The sequence below is a fragment of the Ramlibacter humi genome (genome assembly GCF_004681975.1).
Classification (GTDB): domain Bacteria; phylum Pseudomonadota; class Gammaproteobacteria; order Burkholderiales; family Burkholderiaceae_C; genus Ramlibacter; species Ramlibacter humi.
Genome location: NZ_SMLK01000001.1, coordinates 1,023,519 through 1,041,740, shown reverse-complemented (window position 1 = coordinate 1,041,740; position 18,222 = coordinate 1,023,519). Strand labels below are relative to the sequence as shown.

The 18,222-nt window shown below is 70.0% G+C and carries 18 protein-coding genes; 16 read left to right on the top strand and 2 right to left on the bottom strand.

Annotated elements, in window-relative coordinates; translation table 11 throughout:
• Positions 1-12: 12 nt before the first annotated feature.
• Positions 13-774 carry a PP2C family protein-serine/threonine phosphatase gene (locus EZ216_RS04795; protein WP_135248416.1) on the bottom strand — a complete coding sequence of 254 codons (762 nt, stop codon included), beginning with the start codon at positions 772-774 and terminating at the stop codon, positions 13-15.
• A 106-nt stretch (positions 775-880) separates the two neighbouring features.
• On the opposite strand from EZ216_RS04795, the gene EZ216_RS04790 reads away from it, so the two are divergent.
• Together EZ216_RS04790 and yoaA are read left to right on the top strand one after the other, a co-directional pair.
• The gene (locus tag EZ216_RS04790) at positions 881-1,084 is read left to right on the top strand and encodes a YdcH family protein (RefSeq protein ID WP_135248415.1); all 204 of its coding nucleotides are present in this window, start codon (positions 881-883) and stop codon (positions 1,082-1,084) included.
• Between the two features lie 37 nt (positions 1,085-1,121).
• Positions 1,122-3,149, top strand: a complete 2,028-nt coding sequence (gene yoaA / locus EZ216_RS04785) for a DNA repair helicase YoaA (protein WP_135248414.1) — start codon at positions 1,122-1,124, stop codon at positions 3,147-3,149.
• 5 nt (positions 3,150-3,154) lie between these two features.
• Here yoaA and EZ216_RS04780 read toward each other — a convergent pair whose 3' ends face one another.
• Positions 3,155-3,949, bottom strand: a complete 795-nt coding sequence (locus EZ216_RS04780; RefSeq protein WP_135248413.1) for an outer membrane protein assembly factor BamD — start codon at positions 3,947-3,949, stop codon at positions 3,155-3,157.
• 15 nt (positions 3,950-3,964) lie between these two features.
• Here EZ216_RS04780 and EZ216_RS04775 point away from each other — a divergent pair, with 15 nt between their 5' ends.
• The 14 genes from EZ216_RS04775 (at position 3,965) to hflX (ending at position 18,212) form a co-directional block, all read left to right on the top strand.
• Positions 3,965-5,071: an RluA family pseudouridine synthase gene (locus tag EZ216_RS04775; protein WP_135248412.1), complete on the top strand. Its 1,107-nt coding sequence runs from the start codon at positions 3,965-3,967 to the stop codon at positions 5,069-5,071.
• Positions 5,072-5,116: 45 nt separating this feature from the next.
• Positions 5,117-5,851, top strand: coding sequence for an SMC-Scp complex subunit ScpB (scpB, locus tag EZ216_RS04770; protein WP_135248411.1), 735 nt, complete (start codon positions 5,117-5,119; stop codon positions 5,849-5,851).
• Positions 5,848-7,254 carry a pseudouridine synthase gene (locus EZ216_RS04765; RefSeq protein ID WP_135248410.1) on the top strand — a complete coding sequence of 469 codons (1,407 nt, stop codon included), beginning with the start codon at positions 5,848-5,850 and terminating at the stop codon, positions 7,252-7,254. Before scpB ends, EZ216_RS04765 begins: the two co-directional genes overlap by 4 nt.
• A 127-nt stretch (positions 7,255-7,381) precedes the next feature.
• Positions 7,382-7,807 carry a nucleoside-diphosphate kinase gene (gene ndk / locus EZ216_RS04760; RefSeq protein WP_135248409.1) on the top strand — a complete coding sequence of 142 codons (426 nt, stop codon included), beginning with the start codon at positions 7,382-7,384 and terminating at the stop codon, positions 7,805-7,807.
• Between the two features lie 22 nt (positions 7,808-7,829).
• Positions 7,830-8,975, top strand: a complete 1,146-nt coding sequence (gene rlmN, locus EZ216_RS04755) for a dual-specificity RNA methyltransferase RlmN (RefSeq protein WP_135248408.1) — start codon at positions 7,830-7,832, stop codon at positions 8,973-8,975.
• A 2-nt stretch (positions 8,976-8,977) separates the two neighbouring features.
• Positions 8,978-9,805: a type IV pilus biogenesis/stability protein PilW gene (gene pilW / locus EZ216_RS04750; protein ID WP_135248407.1), complete on the top strand. Its 828-nt coding sequence runs from the start codon at positions 8,978-8,980 to the stop codon at positions 9,803-9,805.
• Positions 9,798-10,724, top strand: coding sequence for a helix-turn-helix domain-containing protein (locus EZ216_RS04745; RefSeq protein ID WP_135248406.1), 927 nt, complete (start codon positions 9,798-9,800; stop codon positions 10,722-10,724). The genes pilW and EZ216_RS04745 overlap by 8 nt, the downstream gene beginning before the upstream one ends.
• On the top strand, positions 10,724-12,001 hold the full coding sequence (ispG, locus tag EZ216_RS04740; protein WP_135248405.1) for a flavodoxin-dependent (E)-4-hydroxy-3-methylbut-2-enyl-diphosphate synthase: 1,278 nt from the start codon (positions 10,724-10,726) through the stop codon (positions 11,999-12,001). The genes EZ216_RS04745 and ispG overlap by 1 nt, the downstream gene beginning before the upstream one ends.
• Before the next feature lie 15 nt (positions 12,002-12,016).
• The gene (hisS, locus tag EZ216_RS04735) at positions 12,017-13,336 is read left to right on the top strand and encodes a histidine--tRNA ligase (protein WP_135248404.1); all 1,320 of its coding nucleotides are present in this window, start codon (positions 12,017-12,019) and stop codon (positions 13,334-13,336) included.
• Positions 13,337-13,387: 51 nt separating this feature from the next.
• A complete protein-coding gene (locus tag EZ216_RS04730) occupies positions 13,388-14,077 on the top strand; it encodes a YfgM family protein (protein WP_135248403.1) in 690 nt (229 codons plus the stop codon).
• A complete protein-coding gene (gene bamB / locus EZ216_RS04725; RefSeq protein ID WP_135248402.1) occupies positions 14,074-15,213 on the top strand; it encodes an outer membrane protein assembly factor BamB in 1,140 nt (379 codons plus the stop codon). Before EZ216_RS04730 ends, bamB begins: the two co-directional genes overlap by 4 nt.
• Before the next feature lie 18 nt (positions 15,214-15,231).
• The gene (der, locus tag EZ216_RS04720) at positions 15,232-16,572 is read left to right on the top strand and encodes a ribosome biogenesis GTPase Der (RefSeq protein ID WP_135248401.1); all 1,341 of its coding nucleotides are present in this window, start codon (positions 15,232-15,234) and stop codon (positions 16,570-16,572) included.
• Between the two features lie 145 nt (positions 16,573-16,717).
• Positions 16,718-16,966 carry an RNA chaperone Hfq gene (gene hfq / locus EZ216_RS04715; RefSeq protein ID WP_135248400.1) on the top strand — a complete coding sequence of 83 codons (249 nt, stop codon included), beginning with the start codon at positions 16,718-16,720 and terminating at the stop codon, positions 16,964-16,966.
• A gap of 64 nt (positions 16,967-17,030) precedes the next feature.
• Complete coding sequence (hflX, locus tag EZ216_RS04710; RefSeq protein ID WP_135248399.1) at positions 17,031-18,212, top strand: GTPase HflX; 1,182 nt, start codon at positions 17,031-17,033, stop codon at positions 18,210-18,212.
• The last annotated feature ends 10 nt before the right edge of the window (positions 18,213-18,222 follow it).

Genomic DNA, 18,222 nt, shown 5'->3' with positions numbered 1-18,222 from the left:
GCCCGGCGGCTCTCAGCCTTCCAGCGGCTCCAGCTTCACGATCACCAGCGAGAGGTTGTCGCCGCCCCCACGGCCGCGCGAGCGCGCCTTCTCGATCAGGAACTCGCTGGCTTCGCGCGGCGACAGCGAAGAGAGCACCGAGCCCAGCTCATGGTGGCTGAAGTAGTGCCACACGCCGTCGCTGCAGGCCATCAGCACGTCGCCCGGCCGCAGCTGGGGCACGTAGTGCAGGGTGGCCGGCGGATCTTCTTCGGCGCCCAGGCAGCCCATCAGGATGTTGGACTGCGGATGGACGTTCGCCTCTTCCTCGGTGAGCTGGCCGGCGTCCACCAGCGTCTGCACGTAGGAATGGTCCAGCGTGCGCTTGACCAGCTTGTTGCCGTGGAACTGGTAGATGCGCGAATCGCCCGCGTGCACCCAGTGGCAATCGCCGGCCGGGTTGATCAGGTAGGCGGCGATGGTGCTGTGCGGTTCCTGCTCGGCCGCGATGGCGGTGAGCTTGATGACCAGGTGCGCTTCCTGGGCGATCTGCTTGAGCAGCACGCCGGCGTCGTCGTGGTCGGGCGAGTAGCGCTCGAACAGCTGCTTGGCGGTCATCATGACCTGGTCGGACGCCTTGCGGCCGCCGCTGCGGCCGCCCATGCCGTCGGCGACGACGGCCAGCACGCAGCCGCTCACGCGCGGATGGGCGATCAGCGCGACCTGGTCCTGCTGGTATTCGCGGTCGCCCTTGTGGATGCCGGTCGCGGCGGTGAGTCGGTAGCCTTTGCCCATGCTGCTTTCGGGGGAGCGGGTGGGGTCCGCGCTCGATAATTGGCCTTGGAGGACGTATTATCGTTTGAACCCGAAGAGCTCCGTCCGCCGCACTGTCAACTTTCCCGTGGAAACCAACCTGCACTCGCCCGAGCGAAGGCTGATCGAGCTGCGGATCGAGCACGCCGACCTCGACGCGCTGATCGACACCGCTACCGCGGAGAAGCCGATGGATGAGCTCACCGTCCGCCGCCTGAAGAAGCGCCGGCTGGCCCTGCGCGACCAGATCGCCCAGCTGGAACTCGCGCTCGACCCGAAGGAACCGGCCTGAACAGCGCCGAAGAACAGCGCTGAGAGAAGTTTTCCGAATGACCCTGACCGAAGCCGTCCGCGGCGCCTTCGCGGCCGACGGCGCGTTGCCGCGCGCGGCCGAAGCCTTCCGCCCCCGCGACGGCCAGACCGAGATGGCGCTGGCCGTCGCCGATGCCATCGAAACCGGCGGCGCGCTCGTGGTGGAAGCCGGCACGGGCGTCGGCAAGACCTTCTCCTACCTCGTGCCCGCGCTGTTGTCCGGCGAGCGCGTGCTGGTCTCCACCGCCACCAAGACCCTGCAGGACCAGCTGTTCGGCCGCGACCTGCCGCGCCTGGTGGAAGCGCTGGGCGTGCCGGTGCGCACCGCGCTGCTCAAGGGCCGCGCCAGCTACCTGTGCCTGCACCGGATGGAGCAGGCCCGCCGCGATCCCGGCGTGGACCGCGCGGCCACCGTGACGCTCGCGCGCATCGAGCAGTGGTCGCAGGCCACCCGTACGGGCGACCTGGCGGAGATGCCGGGGCTGGACGAGCGCTCGCCCGTGCTGCCGCTGGTGACGTCCACGCGGGAGAACTGCCTGGGGTCGCAGTGCCCGCGCTTTCGCGAGTGCCACGTCAATCATGCGCGACGCGAGGCGCTGGCCGCCGACGTGGTGGTGGTGAACCACCACCTGTTCTTCGCCGACCTGGCGGTGCGCGAGTCGGGCATGGCCGAACTGCTGCCGACGGTGAAGGTGGCCGTGTTCGACGAAGCGCACCAGCTCAATGAGACGGGCGTGCAGTTCCTGGGCCGCCAGCTGGGCACGGGCCAGCTGATCGACTTCGCGCGCGATCTTCTGGCCGCGGGCCTGCAGCTGGCGCGCGGGCTGGCCGACTGGTCCGGGCTTGCCGGCTCGCTCGACCGGGCGGGGCGCGAGCTGCGGCTGGTGGTGGGGCGGTCTACCGCGGGCTCGCGCTTGCGCTGGACAGCACAGGCGCCGGAAGGCGTGCCGCCGCAACCGTGGGAAGAGGCCCTGGACGACCTGCGCGCAGCCTGCGAGGACGCGATGGACGCGCTGTCCACGGTCAGCGAAATCGCGCCGGACTTCGTGCGCCTGCACGAGCGCGCCGCGGGCATCGCGGAGCGCGCCGCACGGTTCGCGGGCCCGGCCGAGCCGGGCGCGGTGCGCTGGGTGGACGTGGGCACGCAGTTGCGGCTGGTCGAGTCGCCACTGGACATCGCGCACGCCGTGCGCACGCGGCTGCTCGGCATGAAGGATGACGAGGACGACGGCGCGCAAGACGAGCAGCTCACCGGTGGCCGCGCCTGGATCTTCACCTCGGCCACGCTGGGCGACGACGCGCGGCTGTCGTGGTTCACCGAGCCTTGCGGCCTGTCGAGCGCGCAGGTGCTGCGCGTGGGCAGCCCGTTCGACTACCCGTCGCAGGCGTCGCTCTACCTGCCCGCCAACCTGCCCAAGCCGGCCGACCCGGGGCACAGCCTCGCGGTGTCCCGCCTGGCCGGGCAGGCGGCGCAGCACCTGGGCGGCCGCACCATGGTGCTGACCACCACGCTGCGCGCGCTGCGCGCGATCGGCGAGGACCTGCAGCGCCGCTTCGACGGCTCGCGCGACATCGAGGTGCTGGTGCAGGGTCAGTGGCCCAAGCGCCGCCTGATCGAGCGGTTCCGCGAAGGCTCGGCCGGGGGCGCGCCGGGCTGCCTGCTGGTGGCCTCGGCTTCGTTCTGGGAAGGCGTGGACGTGCCGGGCGACGCGCTGGAGCTGGTGGTCATCGACAAGCTGCCTTTCCCGCCGCCCGGCGACCCGCTGGTGGAAGCGCGTTCCCAGCGGCTGGAAGCGCAGGGCCGCAGCCCGTTCAACGACTACTTCGTGCCGGAAGCGGCGGTGGCGCTGAAGCAGGGCGCCGGCCGGCTGATCCGGCGCGAGAGCGACCGCGGCGTGCTGGTGGTGTGCGACACGCGCCTGGCGACCATGGGATACGGGCGGCGGCTGCTGGCCGCGCTGCCGCCGATGCGGCGCCTGCGTTCAGGCGAGGAATTCGAAGCCGCGCTGGATGCGCTGGCCGCGGCACGTCTCGCCGCGGCCTGAGGCCATCACCAGAGCTGCCACCAGGGCTTGCTGACCGTGCGGCCGCCGTTGGTCAGCAGCTCGCTTTGCGGATAGGTCTTCTCCAGCACGCGCTTGCTGTCGTCGCGCAGTTGCGTCATGCCCAGCGCGTCGTACGACTTCACCAGGATGAACAGCGCCTCTTCCAGCGCGGGCACGTCCTGGTAGTCGGCCAGCGCCGTCTGCGCGCGGTTGATGGCGGCGACGTACGCGCCGCGCGAGTAGTAGTAGCGGGCGACGTGCACCTCGGACTGCGCCAGCGAGTTGACGATGTACGTCATGCGGGCGCGGGCATCCGGCGCGTAGCGCGATTCGGGGAAGCGGGTGACCAGTTCCTTGAACGACTCGAACGATTCCTTCGCCGCCTTCTGGTCGCGCTCCGACAGGTCCTGCCGCGACAGCCACGAGAACATGCCCAGGTTGTCGTTGAAGTTGACCAGGCCCTTGAGGTACAGCGCGTAGTCGTAGGCGGGGCTGGACGGGTGCAGCTTCATGAAGCGGTCCAGCGTGGCGATGGCCTGGGCCTGGTCGCCGGTCTTCCACTGCGCGTAGGCCTTCTCCAGCTGCGCCTGCTGCGCCAGCGGCGTGCCGGCGGCGCGGCCTTCCAGCTTCTCGAACAGCGGCACCGCCTTGTCGTAGTTGCCGGAACTCAGTTCGTCCTTCGCTTCGGAGTAGATCTTGTTCGGGCTCCAGTTCGCGGTCTTGTCGTCGCTCGTGGTGGAGCAGCCGGCCAGCAAAAGCAGCATCGCGGCGGCGGCAAACGATAATTTCGCTCGGAGCATGAGGCGCAAACCTTCTTGAAACAGGGCCGCACGATTATAGGGACCGCACCCGGCGGGCCCACACCGGAACCGCCCGACGAGGAAGCCGAAGCCGACTCGGGATCGGAGCTGCGCGCCTTCACGGTGGACGCTTCCCTGCACGGCAAGCGGCTGGACCACGCGCTGGCGCAGCTGGTGCCCGAGTTCTCGCGCAGCTACCTGCAGCAGCTGGTGGCCGCGGGCGCGGTGCGCCTCGCGGGCGCTCCGGCGTCGCGGCCCGCGCACCGGGTGAAGGCGGGCGCCACCCTGGAAGTCGAACTGCGGCCCACGCCGCAAAGCATGGCGTTCCGCGCCGAGCCCATGCCGCTGTCGGTCGTGCATCAGGACGACCACCTGCTGGTGGTCGACAAGCCGCCGGGGCTGGTGGTTCACCCCGCGCCCGGCCACTGGAGCGGCACGCTGCTCAACGGCCTGCTGGCCCGCGACGACCGCGCGTCGCTCTTGCCGCGTGCCGGCATCGTGCACCGCCTGGACAAGGACACCAGCGGCCTGATGGTGGTGGCGCGAACCCGCGAGGCGATGGACGCGCTGGTCCGCATGATCGCGGCGCGCGAAGTCTCGCGGCAGTACCTGGCCATCGCGCACCGCGCCTGGCGCGGCGAGCCGGTGCGCAAGGTGGAAGCGCCCGTCGGACGCGATCCGGTGCACCGCCAGCGCATGGCGGTGGTGGACCTGGCGCTTCACTCCGGCAAGCAGGCGATGACCACCTTCGAGATGCTGGACACGGCGGACGCCGGGTGCCTGGTGCGCGCCACGCTGCACACGGGACGCACCCACCAGATCCGGGTGCACATGGCTTTCCTCGGCCACCCGCTCGCGGGCGACACGCTTTACGGCGGCACGGCCGCCAGCGGCATGGCGCGGCAGGCCCTGCACGCGCAGCGGCTGGCGTTCACGCATCCCATGACGGGCGAGGCGCTGGCGTTCACCTCGGCCTTGCCCGCCGACTTCGTGGAAGGGCTGGCGGCGTGGGGGCTGCGTTACAATCCGTCCCCAGCGATGGCGTCCCCGGCCATGCCCGGCCGGCCCCCCGCCGCCGGCCAGCCGCCCGCGATGCCGCCCCCACGAAGACGGGCCCCATGACTGGAGCGCCACCGGCGCCCGATCCAGCCAGGAAGTACGCAAGACATGAATACCGCGGATGCCAAGCGCGTCCTCGAAACCGCACTGATCTGCTCCTCGCAGCCGCTGCAGGTTCGCGAGCTGCGCGTGCTGTTCAACGACGAGCTCGGGGCCGACACGGTCAAGTCGCTTCTGGAGGAACTGCAGGACGACTGGACCCAGCGCGGCGTGGAGCTGGTCTGCGTGGCCAGCGGCTGGCGCTTCCAGAGCCGTCCCGACCTGCGCGAATACCTCGACCGCCTGCATCCGGAAAAGCCGCCCAAGTACACGCGGGCCGCGCTGGAGACGCTGGCCATCATCGCGTACCGCCAGCCCGTCACGCGCGGCGACATGGAAGACATCCGTGGCGTCACCATCAACACGCAGATCCTCAAGCAGCTGGAAGACCGTGGCTGGGTCGAGGTGATCGGCCACCGCGAAGCGCCCGGCCGCCCGGGGCTGTACGCCACCACACGCCAGTTCCTGGACGACCTGGGGCTGGCCTCGCTCGACCAGCTGCCAATGCTGGAATCGCCCAGCCAGCAGGCCGAGGTCTTCGCCGGCCTGGCCGAAGCCGCCGAATCGCCGCTGCAGCCCGCGTTGGTCATGGAAGGCGAGGGCGCCGACGCCGCCGCCCTGCCGCCCGAAGCCTCTTCCGAGGGCAGCCCGGCCGACGCCGGCGATGCCCCGGCCGATCCGCCATCCCCGCCCGGCGAGTCCGGCGACGCGGCGCCCGCGCCGCCCTCACCTGAAGTCGCATGAACCCTAACGACCAGCCTGCCTCCTCCGAAGCGCCGGCCACCGAAGAGAAAGACAAACCGGCGGCCGCGCCGCAGGCCGCAGAGCCCGCGGACGAGCCGCAAGCCGAGTTCGACGACGGGCGCGAGGACGACGAAGCGGAGGGCGGCGACGAGGACGAAGAAGACGAGGACGGCGAACCGCGCGGCCGCGGCCAGCGCCGCGCGCGAGAGCCCGCGCCCCCGCCGGCTGAGCCGGTGCGTTTCGAGGACGTGGTCTCCGGGCGCTACGACGCCGAAGGCGAGTCGCCCGATGGGGCCACCGCCAAGCGCGTGCTCGCGCCGCAGGCCGAGACGCCCAAGCTGCACAAGGTACTGGCCCAGGCCGGCCTGGGTTCGCGCCTGGAGATGGAGCAGCTGATCATGGAGGGGCGCATCTCGGTCAACAACGAGCCCGCCCACATCGGCCAGCGCATTCAGTGGGGCGACTCGATCAAGGTCAACGGCAAGCCGATCAAGGTGCGCATCGCGCCGCCGCCGGCGCGGGTCATCGCGTACCACAAGCCGGTGGGCGAGGTCGTCACGCACGACGACCCGCAGAACCGGCCCACCGTGTTCCGAAAGCTGCCCAAGCTGCAGCAGGGCAAGTGGCAGTCGGTCGGCCGGCTGGACCTCAACACCGAAGGCCTGCTGCTGTTCACCAGCTCGGGCGAGCTGGCCAACCGCCTGATGCACCCCCGCTTCGGACTGGAGCGCGAATACGCGGTGCGCGTGCTCGGCGCCCTCAGCAACGAGGAAAAGCAGCGGCTGCTGGACGGCATCGACCTCGAGGACGGCCGCGCGCAGTTCGGCTCCATCGAGGAAGGCGGCGGCGAGGGCGCCAACGCCTGGTACCGCGTGACCATTTCGGAAGGCCGCAACCGCGAGGTGCGCCGCCTGTTCGAGGCGCTGGGCCACGCGGTCAGCCGCCTGATCCGCATCCGCTATGGCGCGATGGTGCTGCCCAAGGGCCTGAAGCGGGGCGCCTGGACCGAGCTGGACGAGCGCGACATCCGGTCCCTCACGCACGCGGCCGGCGGCATGCCCCAGCCGGCGGGTGAGCGGGGCGGGCGCAGTGAAGGCGAGGGCAATTCGCGCAACCGCCGCCGGGGCAACCGCGGCGGCGGACCGCGCCCCGACGGCTCGCGCAACGCGGGGCCGCAAGGCAACCCGCCCAAGGGGCAGGGCGGCCAGCGCCGCAACAAGGGCGGTGGCGGAGGCGGCGGTGGTGGCGGCCAGCCCGATCCGATGAAGACCTCGTTCGGCTACATCGGCGCCGACAGCTTCCTGCGGCAGAGGCAGGGCGGCGGTCCCGGCGGCGGCCAGCGCCGCGGCGGGGGCGGCAATGGCGGCGGTGGTGGCCGGCGCGGCAACCGCGGCGGCCGCTGAGCCAAAGAAAGTCACGCCCGCGGGTTAAAATATCGGGCTTTGCCGAACTCGGGCCGCCTGTGGCGGTCCCACCTGCCGGTCCCCGCAGCCGGCATCCATTCCACAACAAACGACAGGTAATTCCCAAATGGCGATCGAACGCACCCTCTCCATCATCAAGCCGGACGCCGTGGCCAAGAACGTGATCGGCCAGATCTACGCCCGCTTCGAAGCCGCCGGCCTGAAGGTCATCGCCGCCCGCATGGCGCACCTGTCGCGCCGCGAGGCCGAGCAGTTCTACGCCGTCCACAAGGAGCGTCCCTTCTTCAAGGACCTGGTGGACTTCATGATCTCCGGCCCGGTGATGATCCAGGTCCTGGAAGGCGAGAACGCCATCCTGAAGAACCGCGAGCTGATGGGCGCCACCGACCCCAAGAAGGCCGACAAGGGCACCATCCGCGCCGACTTCGCCGACAGCATCGACGCCAACGCGGTGCACGGCTCCGACGCGCCCGAGACCGCCAAGGTCGAGGTGGGCTTCTTCTTCCCCGGCATGAACGTCTACTCCCGCTGACAAGGCGGGCGGTACCCATGCGATGACGGCCAATCTCCTGGATTTCGATCTCGAGGGGCTGGCCGCGTTCTGCGAATCGCTGGGCGAGAAGCGCTTCCGCGCCACCCAGCTGTTCCGCTGGATCCACCAGCGGGGCGAATCCGACTTCGACCGGATGACCGACCTGGCGAAGTCCCTGCGCGGGAAGCTGAAGACCGCGGCGCACGTGCAGGCGCTGCCGGTCATCTCGCAGCAGGCTTCCGCCGACGGCACCATCAAGTGGCTGTTCGACGTGCGGGACGGCAACGCCGTCGAGGCGGTCTTCATCCCCGAGGACGACCGCGGCACGCTGTGCATCTCCTCGCAGGCCGGCTGCGCCGTCGGCTGCCGCTTCTGCTCCACCGGTCACCAGGGCTTCTCGCGCAACCTCACCACCGGCGAAATCGTCGCCCAGCTGTGGTTCGCCGAGCACTTCCTGCGCCGCCACCTGGGCAGCGACGAGCGCGTCATCTCCAACGTGGTGATGATGGGCATGGGCGAGCCGCTGCAGAACTACTCGGCGCTGGTGCCGGCGCTGCGCACCATGCTGGACGACCACGGCTACGGCCTCTCGCGGCGGCGCCTGACCGTGTCCACCTCGGGCGTAGTGCCGATGATGGACCGCCTTGGGCAGGATTGCCCCGTGGCGCTGGCTGTGTCATTGCATGCGCCGAACGACGCGCTGCGCGACAACCTCGTGCCGCTCAATCGCAAGTACCCGCTGGCCGAGCTGATGGACGCCTGCAACCGGTACCTCGAACACGCGCCGCGCGACTTCATCACCTTCGAGTACTGCATGCTCGATGGCGTCAACGACCGCGACGAGCACGCGCGCGAACTGGTGGCGCTCGTGCAGGGACATGCGGGCCGGGGCGTCAGCTGCAAGCTGAACCTGATCCCGTTCAACCCCTTCCCCGAATCCGGGCTGACGCGCTCCCCCAACACCCGCGTCGCGGCCTTCGCGAAATTGCTGAGTGATGCTGGTATCGTCACCACCGTGCGCAAGACGAGAGGTGACGACATCGCCGCCGCCTGCGGCCAGCTGGCCGGCGACGTGAAGGATCGCACCCGGGTGGGCGAGCGCATCGCCCAGCAGCGCACCGTGATGCTGAAACAGGTGCCGGCCGTGGCCGCCGCCAAGGAGTCGTGAGCATGGAGCGCGGGTTGGGGCGGATCGGGCTGTTGGCGGCCCTGGTGCCGTGGGCGGGGCTGTTGTCGGCGTGCATGGCCCTCTCGGGCTGTGCCACCACCGGAGGCGGCGACGCGGCGCGCTCGTCCGACATCCCCACCGAATTCGACGAGACGGACGCCCGCCGGCGCGCGCGCATCCGCATGGAACTGGCCGTGGGCTACTTCGAGCAGGGCAAGACCACCGTCGCCCTGGACGAACTGAAGCAGGTGCTGGCGGCCGACCCTACCTTCCCCGACGCGTACAACCTGCGCGGCCTGGTCTACATGCGGCTGAACGATTACCCGCAGGCGGAAGAGAGCTTCCGCCGGGCGGTGGCGCTCAACCCGCGCGATTCCGGGGCCATGCACAACCTGGCCTGGATGTACTGCCAGCAGCGCCGCTTCGCCGACGCGGACAAGACCTTCGACCAGGCGCTGGCCAACCCGGGTTACGGCGACGTGGCCAAGACGTTGATGGCCAAGGGCTTGTGCCAGTCCAGCGCCGGCAAGCCGGCCGAAGCCGAGAAGACCCTCGCGCGCGCCTACGAGCTCGATGCCGGCAATCCCATCGTCGGCTACAACCTCGCGACCCTGCTTTATGCGCGCGGGGACTACCAGCGTTCGCAATTCCTCATCCGCCGCATCAACAACAGCCAGCTGGCCAACGCCGAGACCCTCTGGTTGGGCGTGAAGGTCGAGCGCAAGCTGGGCGACCGCCTCGCCGCCGCGCAGCTGGCCGACCAGATGCGCCGGCGCTTCCCGCAATCCAGGGAGGTGACCGCCTACGACCGCGGGGCTTTCGATGAGTGAGTCGGTGGAAGCGGCAACGCCCACGGCGGGCGAACTGCTTCGCGAGGCGCGCGAGGCAGCGGGACTGCACGTCGCCGCGCTGGCCGTGTCGCTGAAGGTGCCGGTGCGCAAGCTCGAGGCGCTGGAAGACGACCGCTACGACCAGTTGCCCGATGCGGTGTTCGCCCGCGCGCTGGCTTCCAGCGTGTGCCGCACGCTGAAGGTCGATCCGCAGCCGATCCTGGCGCGCCTGCCGCAAAGCGCGGTGCCCCGGCTGGTGCAGTCCAGCGAAGGCATCAACGCGCCGTTCCAGGCGCCCGGCGATGCTGTCGCGCCGGCCTGGCGCGACCACGCCACGCGTCCCGTCACGCTGGCCGTCGGCGCCCTGCTGGTGGGTGCACTGGTGATCATGTTCCTGCCCAGCCTGTCCAACCTGCGGGCCGATGCGACCACGCCCAAGGTCACTGAATCAGCGGCCGTGCCGATGGCCGCCGCCGTGGTGGTGCAGCCGGCCACCGACGGCCCCGCAACGCCGGGTGCCGTCGTCTCCGAACCTGTCGCCGTGCCGGCGATGACCACGCCGGATGTCGCGCAACCGGCGCCGGTCGCGGCACCCGCCGCGGTGAATGCCGCGGCTTCGGCGCCGGCTCCGGCGGCCACCGCCTCGGCGCCGGCCGCCAAAACCGAACCGCCGGTCTCCACCACCGGCATCATTGTTTTCAAGACCACCGGACCTTCCTGGATCCAGGTCACCGACAGCAAGGGCACCGTGACCCTGCAGCGGCTGATGACTGCTGGCGAAACCGCCGGCGCGTCCGGCGCTCCCCCGCTGGCCGTGACCGTGGGCGATGCCAAGGCCACCGCCGTGTCGGTGCGGGGCAAGGCGTACGACCTGGGGCCGGTGTCGCGCGACAACGTCGCGCGTTTCGAGGTGAAGTGATGCCCGATCAACCCTGCCTGCCGGTGCTGCCGGCGGCGCCCGCTTCCCGCCGCAGCCGCCAGGCGCGCATCGCCTGGGGTTCGCGCGTGGTCACCGTCGGCGGCGACGCGCCGGTGCGCGTGCAGTCGATGACCAACACCGACACCGAAGACCCCATCGCCACGGCCATCCAGGTCAAGGAACTGGCCATCGCCGGCTCCGAGGTGGTGCGCATCACGGTCAACACGCCCGAAGCGGCGAAGCAGGTGCCCTACATCCGCGAGCAGCTCGACCGCATGGGCATCGACGTGCCGCTGGTGGGCGACTTCCACTACAACGGCCACCGCCTGCTCACCGAGTTTCCCGACTGCGCGCAGGCGCTGTCCAAGTACCGCATCAACCCCGGCAACGTGGGCAAGGGCGACAAGCGCGACCGCCAGTTCGGCCAGATGATCGAAGCCGCCATGCGGTTCGACAAGCCCGTGCGCATCGGCGTCAACTGGGGCAGCCTCGACCAGGAATTGCTGGCTTCGCTGATGGACGAGAACGCGCAGCGCGCGCAGCCCTGGGATGCGCGCAGCGTGATGTACGAAGCGCTGATCACCTCGGCCATCGAATCCGCGAAGCGAGCGGAGGAGATGGGCATGCCGGGGCACCAGATCATCCTGTCGTGCAAGGTCAGCGGCGTGCAGGACCTCATCTCCGTGTACCGCGAGCTGGCGCGCCGCTGCGACTACCCGCTGCACCTGGGCCTGACCGAAGCCGGCATGGCCACCAAGGGCACGGTGGCTTCCAGCGTGGCGATGGGCATCCTGCTGCAGGAAGGCATCGGCGACACCATCCGCGTGTCGCTGACGCCGCAGCCGGGCGAATCGCGCACGCAGGAAGTGGTGATCGCCTCCGAGATCCTGCAAGCACTGGGGTTGCGCGTCTTCGTGCCCAGCGTCACCGCCTGTCCGGGCTGCGGCCGCACCACCAGCACCACCTTCCAGGAACTGGCCAAGCAGATCGACGACCACCTGCGCGCCAACATGCCCGTGTGGCGCAGCAAGTACCCGGGCGTCGAGAAGCTCAGGGTCGCCGTGATGGGCTGCATCGTCAACGGTCCCGGCGAGAGCAAGCACGCCGACATCGGCATCAGCCTGCCCGGCACCGGCGAGGCGCCCGCCGCGCCCGTCTTCATCGACGGCGAAAAGGCCCTGACCCTGCGCGGCGAGAACATCGCCGCCGAATTCCACAAGATCGTCGAAAACTACATCGAGAAGAGGTTCGGCCACGCAGTGGCCGAAACCGCCTGACTCGGGATCGCTTCCATGGCTGAAAAACTCAGTGCCGTCAAAGGCATGAACGACATCCTGCCGCCGTCCGTGCCGCGCACGGAGAAGCTGCCGGATTCGGTGCTTTGGCAATGGTTCGAGACGGCAGTGTGCGACGTGCTCGGCCGCTACGGCTACCAGTACCTGCTGACGCCCATCGTCGAGCCCACCGCGCTGTTCGTGCGCGGGCTGGGCGAGGTGACCGACATCGTCGAGAAGGAGATGTACTCCTTCACCGATTCGATGAACGGCGACCGCCTCACGCTGCGGCCCGAGGCCACGGCCGGCATCGTGCGCGCGATGATCGAGCACAACGCGCTGTACAACGGGCCGCTGCGGGTGTGGACCGTGGGTCCCATGTTCCGCCACGAGCGTCCGCAGAAAGGCCGTTACCGCCAGTTCCACCAGCTGGACGTGGAAGCGCTGGGCTACGCGGGCCCGGACGTCGACGCCGAGATGATCCTGATGGCTCGCGCGCTGTGGCGCGAGCTGGGTCTGGTGGAAGGCCAGCACGTCCGGCTGGAGATCAACAGCCTGGGCCAGCCCGACGAACGCCGCGCGCACCGCGACGCGCTGGTCAAGCACTTCGAGCAGCACGCGGACGTGCTGGACGAAGACTCGCGCCGCCGCCTGCAGTCCAACCCGCTGCGCATCCTGGACAGCAAGAACCCCGCGATGCAGGCCGTGGTGGAAGCGGCGCCCAAGCTGATCGACTTCCTCGGCGCCGAGTCGCTGGCGCACTTCGACGCCGTGCGCGGCGTGCTCGATGCCGTCGGACTGGAATACCGCGTGAACCCGCGCCTGGTGCGTGGCATGGACTACTACAACCTCACCGTATTTGAGTGGGTGACCGACCAGCTCGGCTCGCAAGGCACGGTGTGCGGTGGCGGCCGCTACGACGGGCTCATCGGCCAGCTGGGCGGCAAGCCCGCGCCCGCGGTGGGCTTCGGCCTGGGCATCGAGCGCCTGTTGCTGCTGATCCAGGCCCTGGGGCTGCCGGTGCCCTCGGGCGCGCCCGACGTTTACGCGGTGGTCATGCCGGGCACGCCGCTGCCGCCCGTGGTGGCAGCGCTGGAAGCGCTGCGCGCGGCCGGCGTCAGCGTGGTGCAGCACGGCGCCGGGCCCGATGGCCTGGGCAGCCTCAAGTCGCAGTTCAAGAAAGCCGATGCCAGCGGCGCGCGTCACGCGCTGGTGTTCGGCGGCGACGAGCTCGCGGCCGGTGAGGTCACGGTCAAGGCATTGCGCGACGGCGGCGGCCAGCAGGAACGCCGTTCGCTCGCTTCCGTCGCGGCCTGGGCCGCCACCCTGAAGAGCTGAGCCGGCGGCTCACTACAATGCTCGGCTGCCCCGGGCAGTCACAAGGACTTCATGGCCTCTCACCTCGACCTCGAAGAACAGGAGCAGCTTGACGAGCTCAAGCACTTCTGGAACACGTACGGCAACCTCATCTCCTGGGCGCTGATCCTGGTGTTCGGCGCCATCGCCGCGATGAACGGCTGGCAGTGGTACCAGCGCACCCAGTCGGCCAAGGCTTCGGCGATCTACGAAGAGGTGGAGCGTGCCGTGCAGGGCGGCGACCTGGCCCGCGCCGAGCAGGGCTTCGCCGATGCGCGCGACAAGTTCTCCGGCACGGTGTTCACGCAGCAGGCCGGCCTGCTGGTGGCGCAGGCGGCCATGGACAAGGGCAAGCCCGACACCGCCAAGGCGGCGCTCACCTGGGTGGCGGAACACGCTTCCGACGAAGGCCTGCAAGCCGTGGCGCGGCTGCGCCTGGCTGCCGTGCTGGTGGAAGCCAAGGCTTACGACGACGCGCTCAAGCAGCTGTCGGCCGAGATGCCGGCGCAGTTCACCGCGCTGGCCGCCGACCGCCGCGGCGACATCTACAACCTGCAGGGCAAGAAGGCCGAGGCGAAGGCCGAGTACAGCAAGGCCTACCAGGGCCTGGACGAGCGGGCCGAGTACCGCCGCCTGCTCGAGGTGAAGCTCACCGCCCTGGGCGTGGACCCCAAGACCCTCGCACCCGCCGACAAGTCCGCCGCGGGAGCCGCCAAGTCATGATGAAACCCGTGATGCGCACCCTGGCCGTCGCGCTGGCCGCCACGGCGCTGGCCGGCTGCTCCGTCTTCAGCTTCTTCAGCGGTCCGGAAAAGCCGAAGGCGGCCGAACTGCCCGCCAATCCCGCCACGCTGGGCGTGCGCCCCGCGTGGGCCAACCACGTCGGGCCGGTCAACTTCCCGCTGGTCATCAACGTCACCGGCAACCAGCTGGCCGTGGCCGCGGGCGACGGCACGGTGGCCGTGCTCGACGCCGCGACGGGCCGTGACCTGTGGCGCGGCAACGCGGGCGCGCCCATCGCCGCCGGCGTGGGCAGCGACGGCACGACCCTGGCGGTCATCACCACGGCCAACGACCTGGTGGCCCTGTCGGGCGGTCGCGTGCTGTGGCGCGAGAAGCTGCCCGCGCAGTCGTACACCGCGCCTCTGGTGGCGGGCAACCGCGTGTTCGTGCTGGCGGGCGACCGTTCCGTCAGCGCCTTCGACGGCCAGAGCGGCCGCAAGCTGTGGACCCAGTCGCGCCCCGGCGAACCGCTGGTGCTGCGCCAGGCCGGTGTGCTGCTGGCAGTAGGTGACACGCTGCTGGCCGGGCAGGGCGGCCGCCTCGTCGGATTCAACCCGCTGAACGGCAGCGTGCGCTGGGAAGCGCCGGTGGCCAGCGCGCGCGGCACCAACGACGTGGAACGCCTGATCGACCTGGTCGGCCGCGTCAGCCGCCAGGGCAACTCGGTCTGCACCCGCGCGTTCCAGACCGCGGTGGGCTGCGTGGACGCCTCGCGCGGCCAGGTGGCCTGGAGCAAGCCGGCCAACGGTTCCGACGGCGTGGGCGGCGACGATCGCTTCGTCGTCGGCACCGAATCCGACGGCCGCGTGGTGGCCTGGCGCCGCGACAACGGCGAGCGCGCCTGGATCTACGACCGCCTGCTGCACCGCACGCTGACCGGCCCGGTGGTGGTGGGCAGCTCGGTCGCCTTCGGCGACGCCGACGGCAACCTGCACGTGCTGGCGCGCGACGACGGCACGCTGCGCAACCGCATTCCCACCGACGGCAGCGGCGCCGCGGCGGCGCCGGTGGTGGCGGGCTCGACGATGGTCATGGTCACGCGCAACGGCGGCGTCCACGCCTTCGTCCCGCAATAAGCTTCCCGGAGGGCGGCCTTGAAACCCGTGATGGCCCTGGTGGGCCGCCCCAACGTCGGCAAGTCGACGCTGTTCAACCGGCTGACCAAGTCGCGCGACGCCATCGTCGCCGACTTCGCGGGCCTCACGCGCGACCGCCACTACGGCAACGCGAAGCAGGGCCGCTACGAATTCATCGTCATCGACACCGGCGGCTTCGAGCCGACGGCCGAGACCGGCATCTACAGCGAGATGGCCAAGCAGACGCGGCAGGCCGTCGCCGAAGCCGACGTCGTCGTGTTCGTGGTCGATGCGCGCGGCGGCCTCTCCGCGCAGGACCACGACATCGCCGGCTACCTGCGCCGGCTGGGCAAGCCCACCGTGCTGGCGGCCAACAAGGCCGAAGGCATGACCGAAGGCGTGCAGCTGTCGGAGTTCTACGAGCTGGGCCTGGGCGAGGTGAACGCGGTGTCCGCGGCGCACGGGCAGGGCATCCGCAGCCTTGTCGACACGGCACTGGGGCTGCTGCAGCTGCCGGAAGAAGACGAGGAAGAGGGTGCGGAGTCCGAAGACGGCGTGGTGAAGCTCGCCGTGGCGGGCCGGCCCAACGTCGGCAAGTCGACGCTCATCAACACCTGGCTGGGCGAGGAGCGCCTGGTGGCGTTCGACCTTCCCGGCACCACGCGCGACGCGATCAGCGTGCCGTTCGAGAAGGGCGGCCGCAAGTACGAGCTCATCGACACCGCGGGCCTGCGCCGCAAGGGCCGCGTGTTCGAGGCCATCGAGAAGTTCTCGGTGGTCAAGACGCTGCAGGCCATCGAGTCGGCCAACGTCGTGCTGCTGCTGCTGGATGCCACGCAGGGCGTCACCGACCAGGACGCGCACATCGCGGGCTACATCCTGGAAAGCGGCCGCGCGGTGGTCATCGCGGTGAACAAGTGGGACGCGGTCGACGAGTACCAGCGCGAGCAGCTGCAGCGGCAGATCGAGGCGCGGCTCGCATTCCTGAAATTCGCTTCGCTGCATCTCATCTCGGCGAAGAAGCGCCAGGGCCTGGGCCCGGTGTGGAAGTCCATCGGCGAGGCGCACCAGGCCGCCATGACCAAGATGCCCACGCCGGTGCTCACGCGCTTGCTGCAGGAAGCGGTGCAGTTCCAGGCGCCCAAGCGGTCCGGCATGTTCCGGCCCAAGCTGCGCTACGCGCACCAGGGCGGCATGAACCCGCCCGTCATCGTCGTCCACGGCAATTCCCTGGAGCACGTGACGGATGCGTACAAGCGCTTCCTGGAAGGGCGCTTCCGCAAGCACTTCAACCTCATCGGCACGCCCCTGCGCGTGGAGATGAAGACTTCGAAGAATCCGTACGCCGACAAGGAATAACGGTGCGGCGCCCGGAAGCGGGCCGGTGCCCCTTGAACGGCAGCCCGGCGGCCCCACGTCGGGGTATGCCGGACGGACTACTTGCACAGCTGTGTTGCTGTGGTAAGGTGTCCGTCCCCCCAAATCTTCGAACACGGAGAATATCGTGAGCAACAAAGGGCAGCTGCTACAAGACCCGTTCCTGAACACGCTGCGCCGCGAGCACGTGCCGGTCTCCATCTACCTGGTCAACGGCATCAAGCTGCAGGGACAGATCGAGTCGTTCGACCAGTACGTCGTCCTGCTGCGCAACACCGTGACCCAGATGGTTTACAAGCACGCCATCTCCACCATCGTCCCCGGCCGCGCCGTGAACTTCTCCACGGCCGAGAGCAACGAGTCCGCCGCCAGCTGATACGCCGGCGCGGCCACCGCGCTCGCCCGGGCGTTTCCCTCCATTCGAGACCCCGGACCCTCTCTTGTCGGAACTCCCAGATAGAGCCGCCGCCCCCACGATCCTCGTGGGGGTGGACCTTGGCCTGCCCCATTTCGATGCCGAGCTGCAGGAGCTCGGCGAACTCGCCCGCACCGCCGGGCTGCAACCCGTCGCCCGCCTCACCGCGCGCCGCAAGGCCCCCGACGCCGCGCTGTTCGTCGGCAAGGGCAAGGCGGATGAGATCAAGGCGCTGGCCGAAGAGGCCGGCGCCAGCGAGGTGCTGTTCGACCAGGCGCTCAGCCCCGGCCAGCAGCGCAACTTGGAACGCCACCTCGGCCTGCCGGTCAACGACCGCACGCTGCTGATCCTGGAGATCTTCGCCCAGCGGGCGCGCAGCCACGAAGGCAAGCTGCAGGTCGAGCTGGCGCGGCTGCAGTACGTCAGCACACGGCTGGTTCGCCGCTGGTCGCACCTGGAGCGCCAGACCGGCGGTGCCGGCCTGCGCGGCGGCCCGGGCGAAAAGCAGATCGAGCTGGACCGCCGCATGATCGGCGACGCGATCAAGCGCACCAAGGACCGGCTGGACAAGGTCAAGAAGCAGCGCAACACCCAGCGCCGCCAGCGCGAGCGGCAGGGCGCTTTCAACATCTCGCTGGTGGGCTACACCAACGCCGGCAAGTCCACGCTGTTCAACGCGCTGGTGAAGGCGCGTGCGTATGCGGCCGACCAGCTGTTCGCGACGCTGGACACCACCACGCGCCGCCTGTACCTCGAGGACGAGGAGGGCGGCACCGGCGGCCGCTCGGTGTCGCTGTCCGACACGGTCGGGTTCATCCGTGACCTGCCGCACGGGCTGATCGACGCTTTCCAGGCCACGCTGCAGGAAGCGGCCGATGCCGACCTGCTGCTGCACGTGGTGGACGCGGCCAATCCGCACCATCCGGAGCAGATCCAGGAGGTGCAGCGCGTGCTCGAGGAGATCGGTGCCGGCCAGGTGCCGCAATTGCTGGTGTTCAACAAGATCGACGCGCTCGAGCCTTCGCAGCGCCCGCACCATTCGGCCGACTGGTTCGAGCTGGACGGTGCGCCGGTGCGCCGCGTCTTCGCCAGCAGCCGCATGGGCGAAGGCCTGGCGGTGCTGCGGCGCGACCTGGCGCAGCGCGCGCAGGCGGCGGCCAGGTCATCCTTGCAGCCAAGTGATGAATTGCACGACGCGCCCGCCTGATTGGGCACAA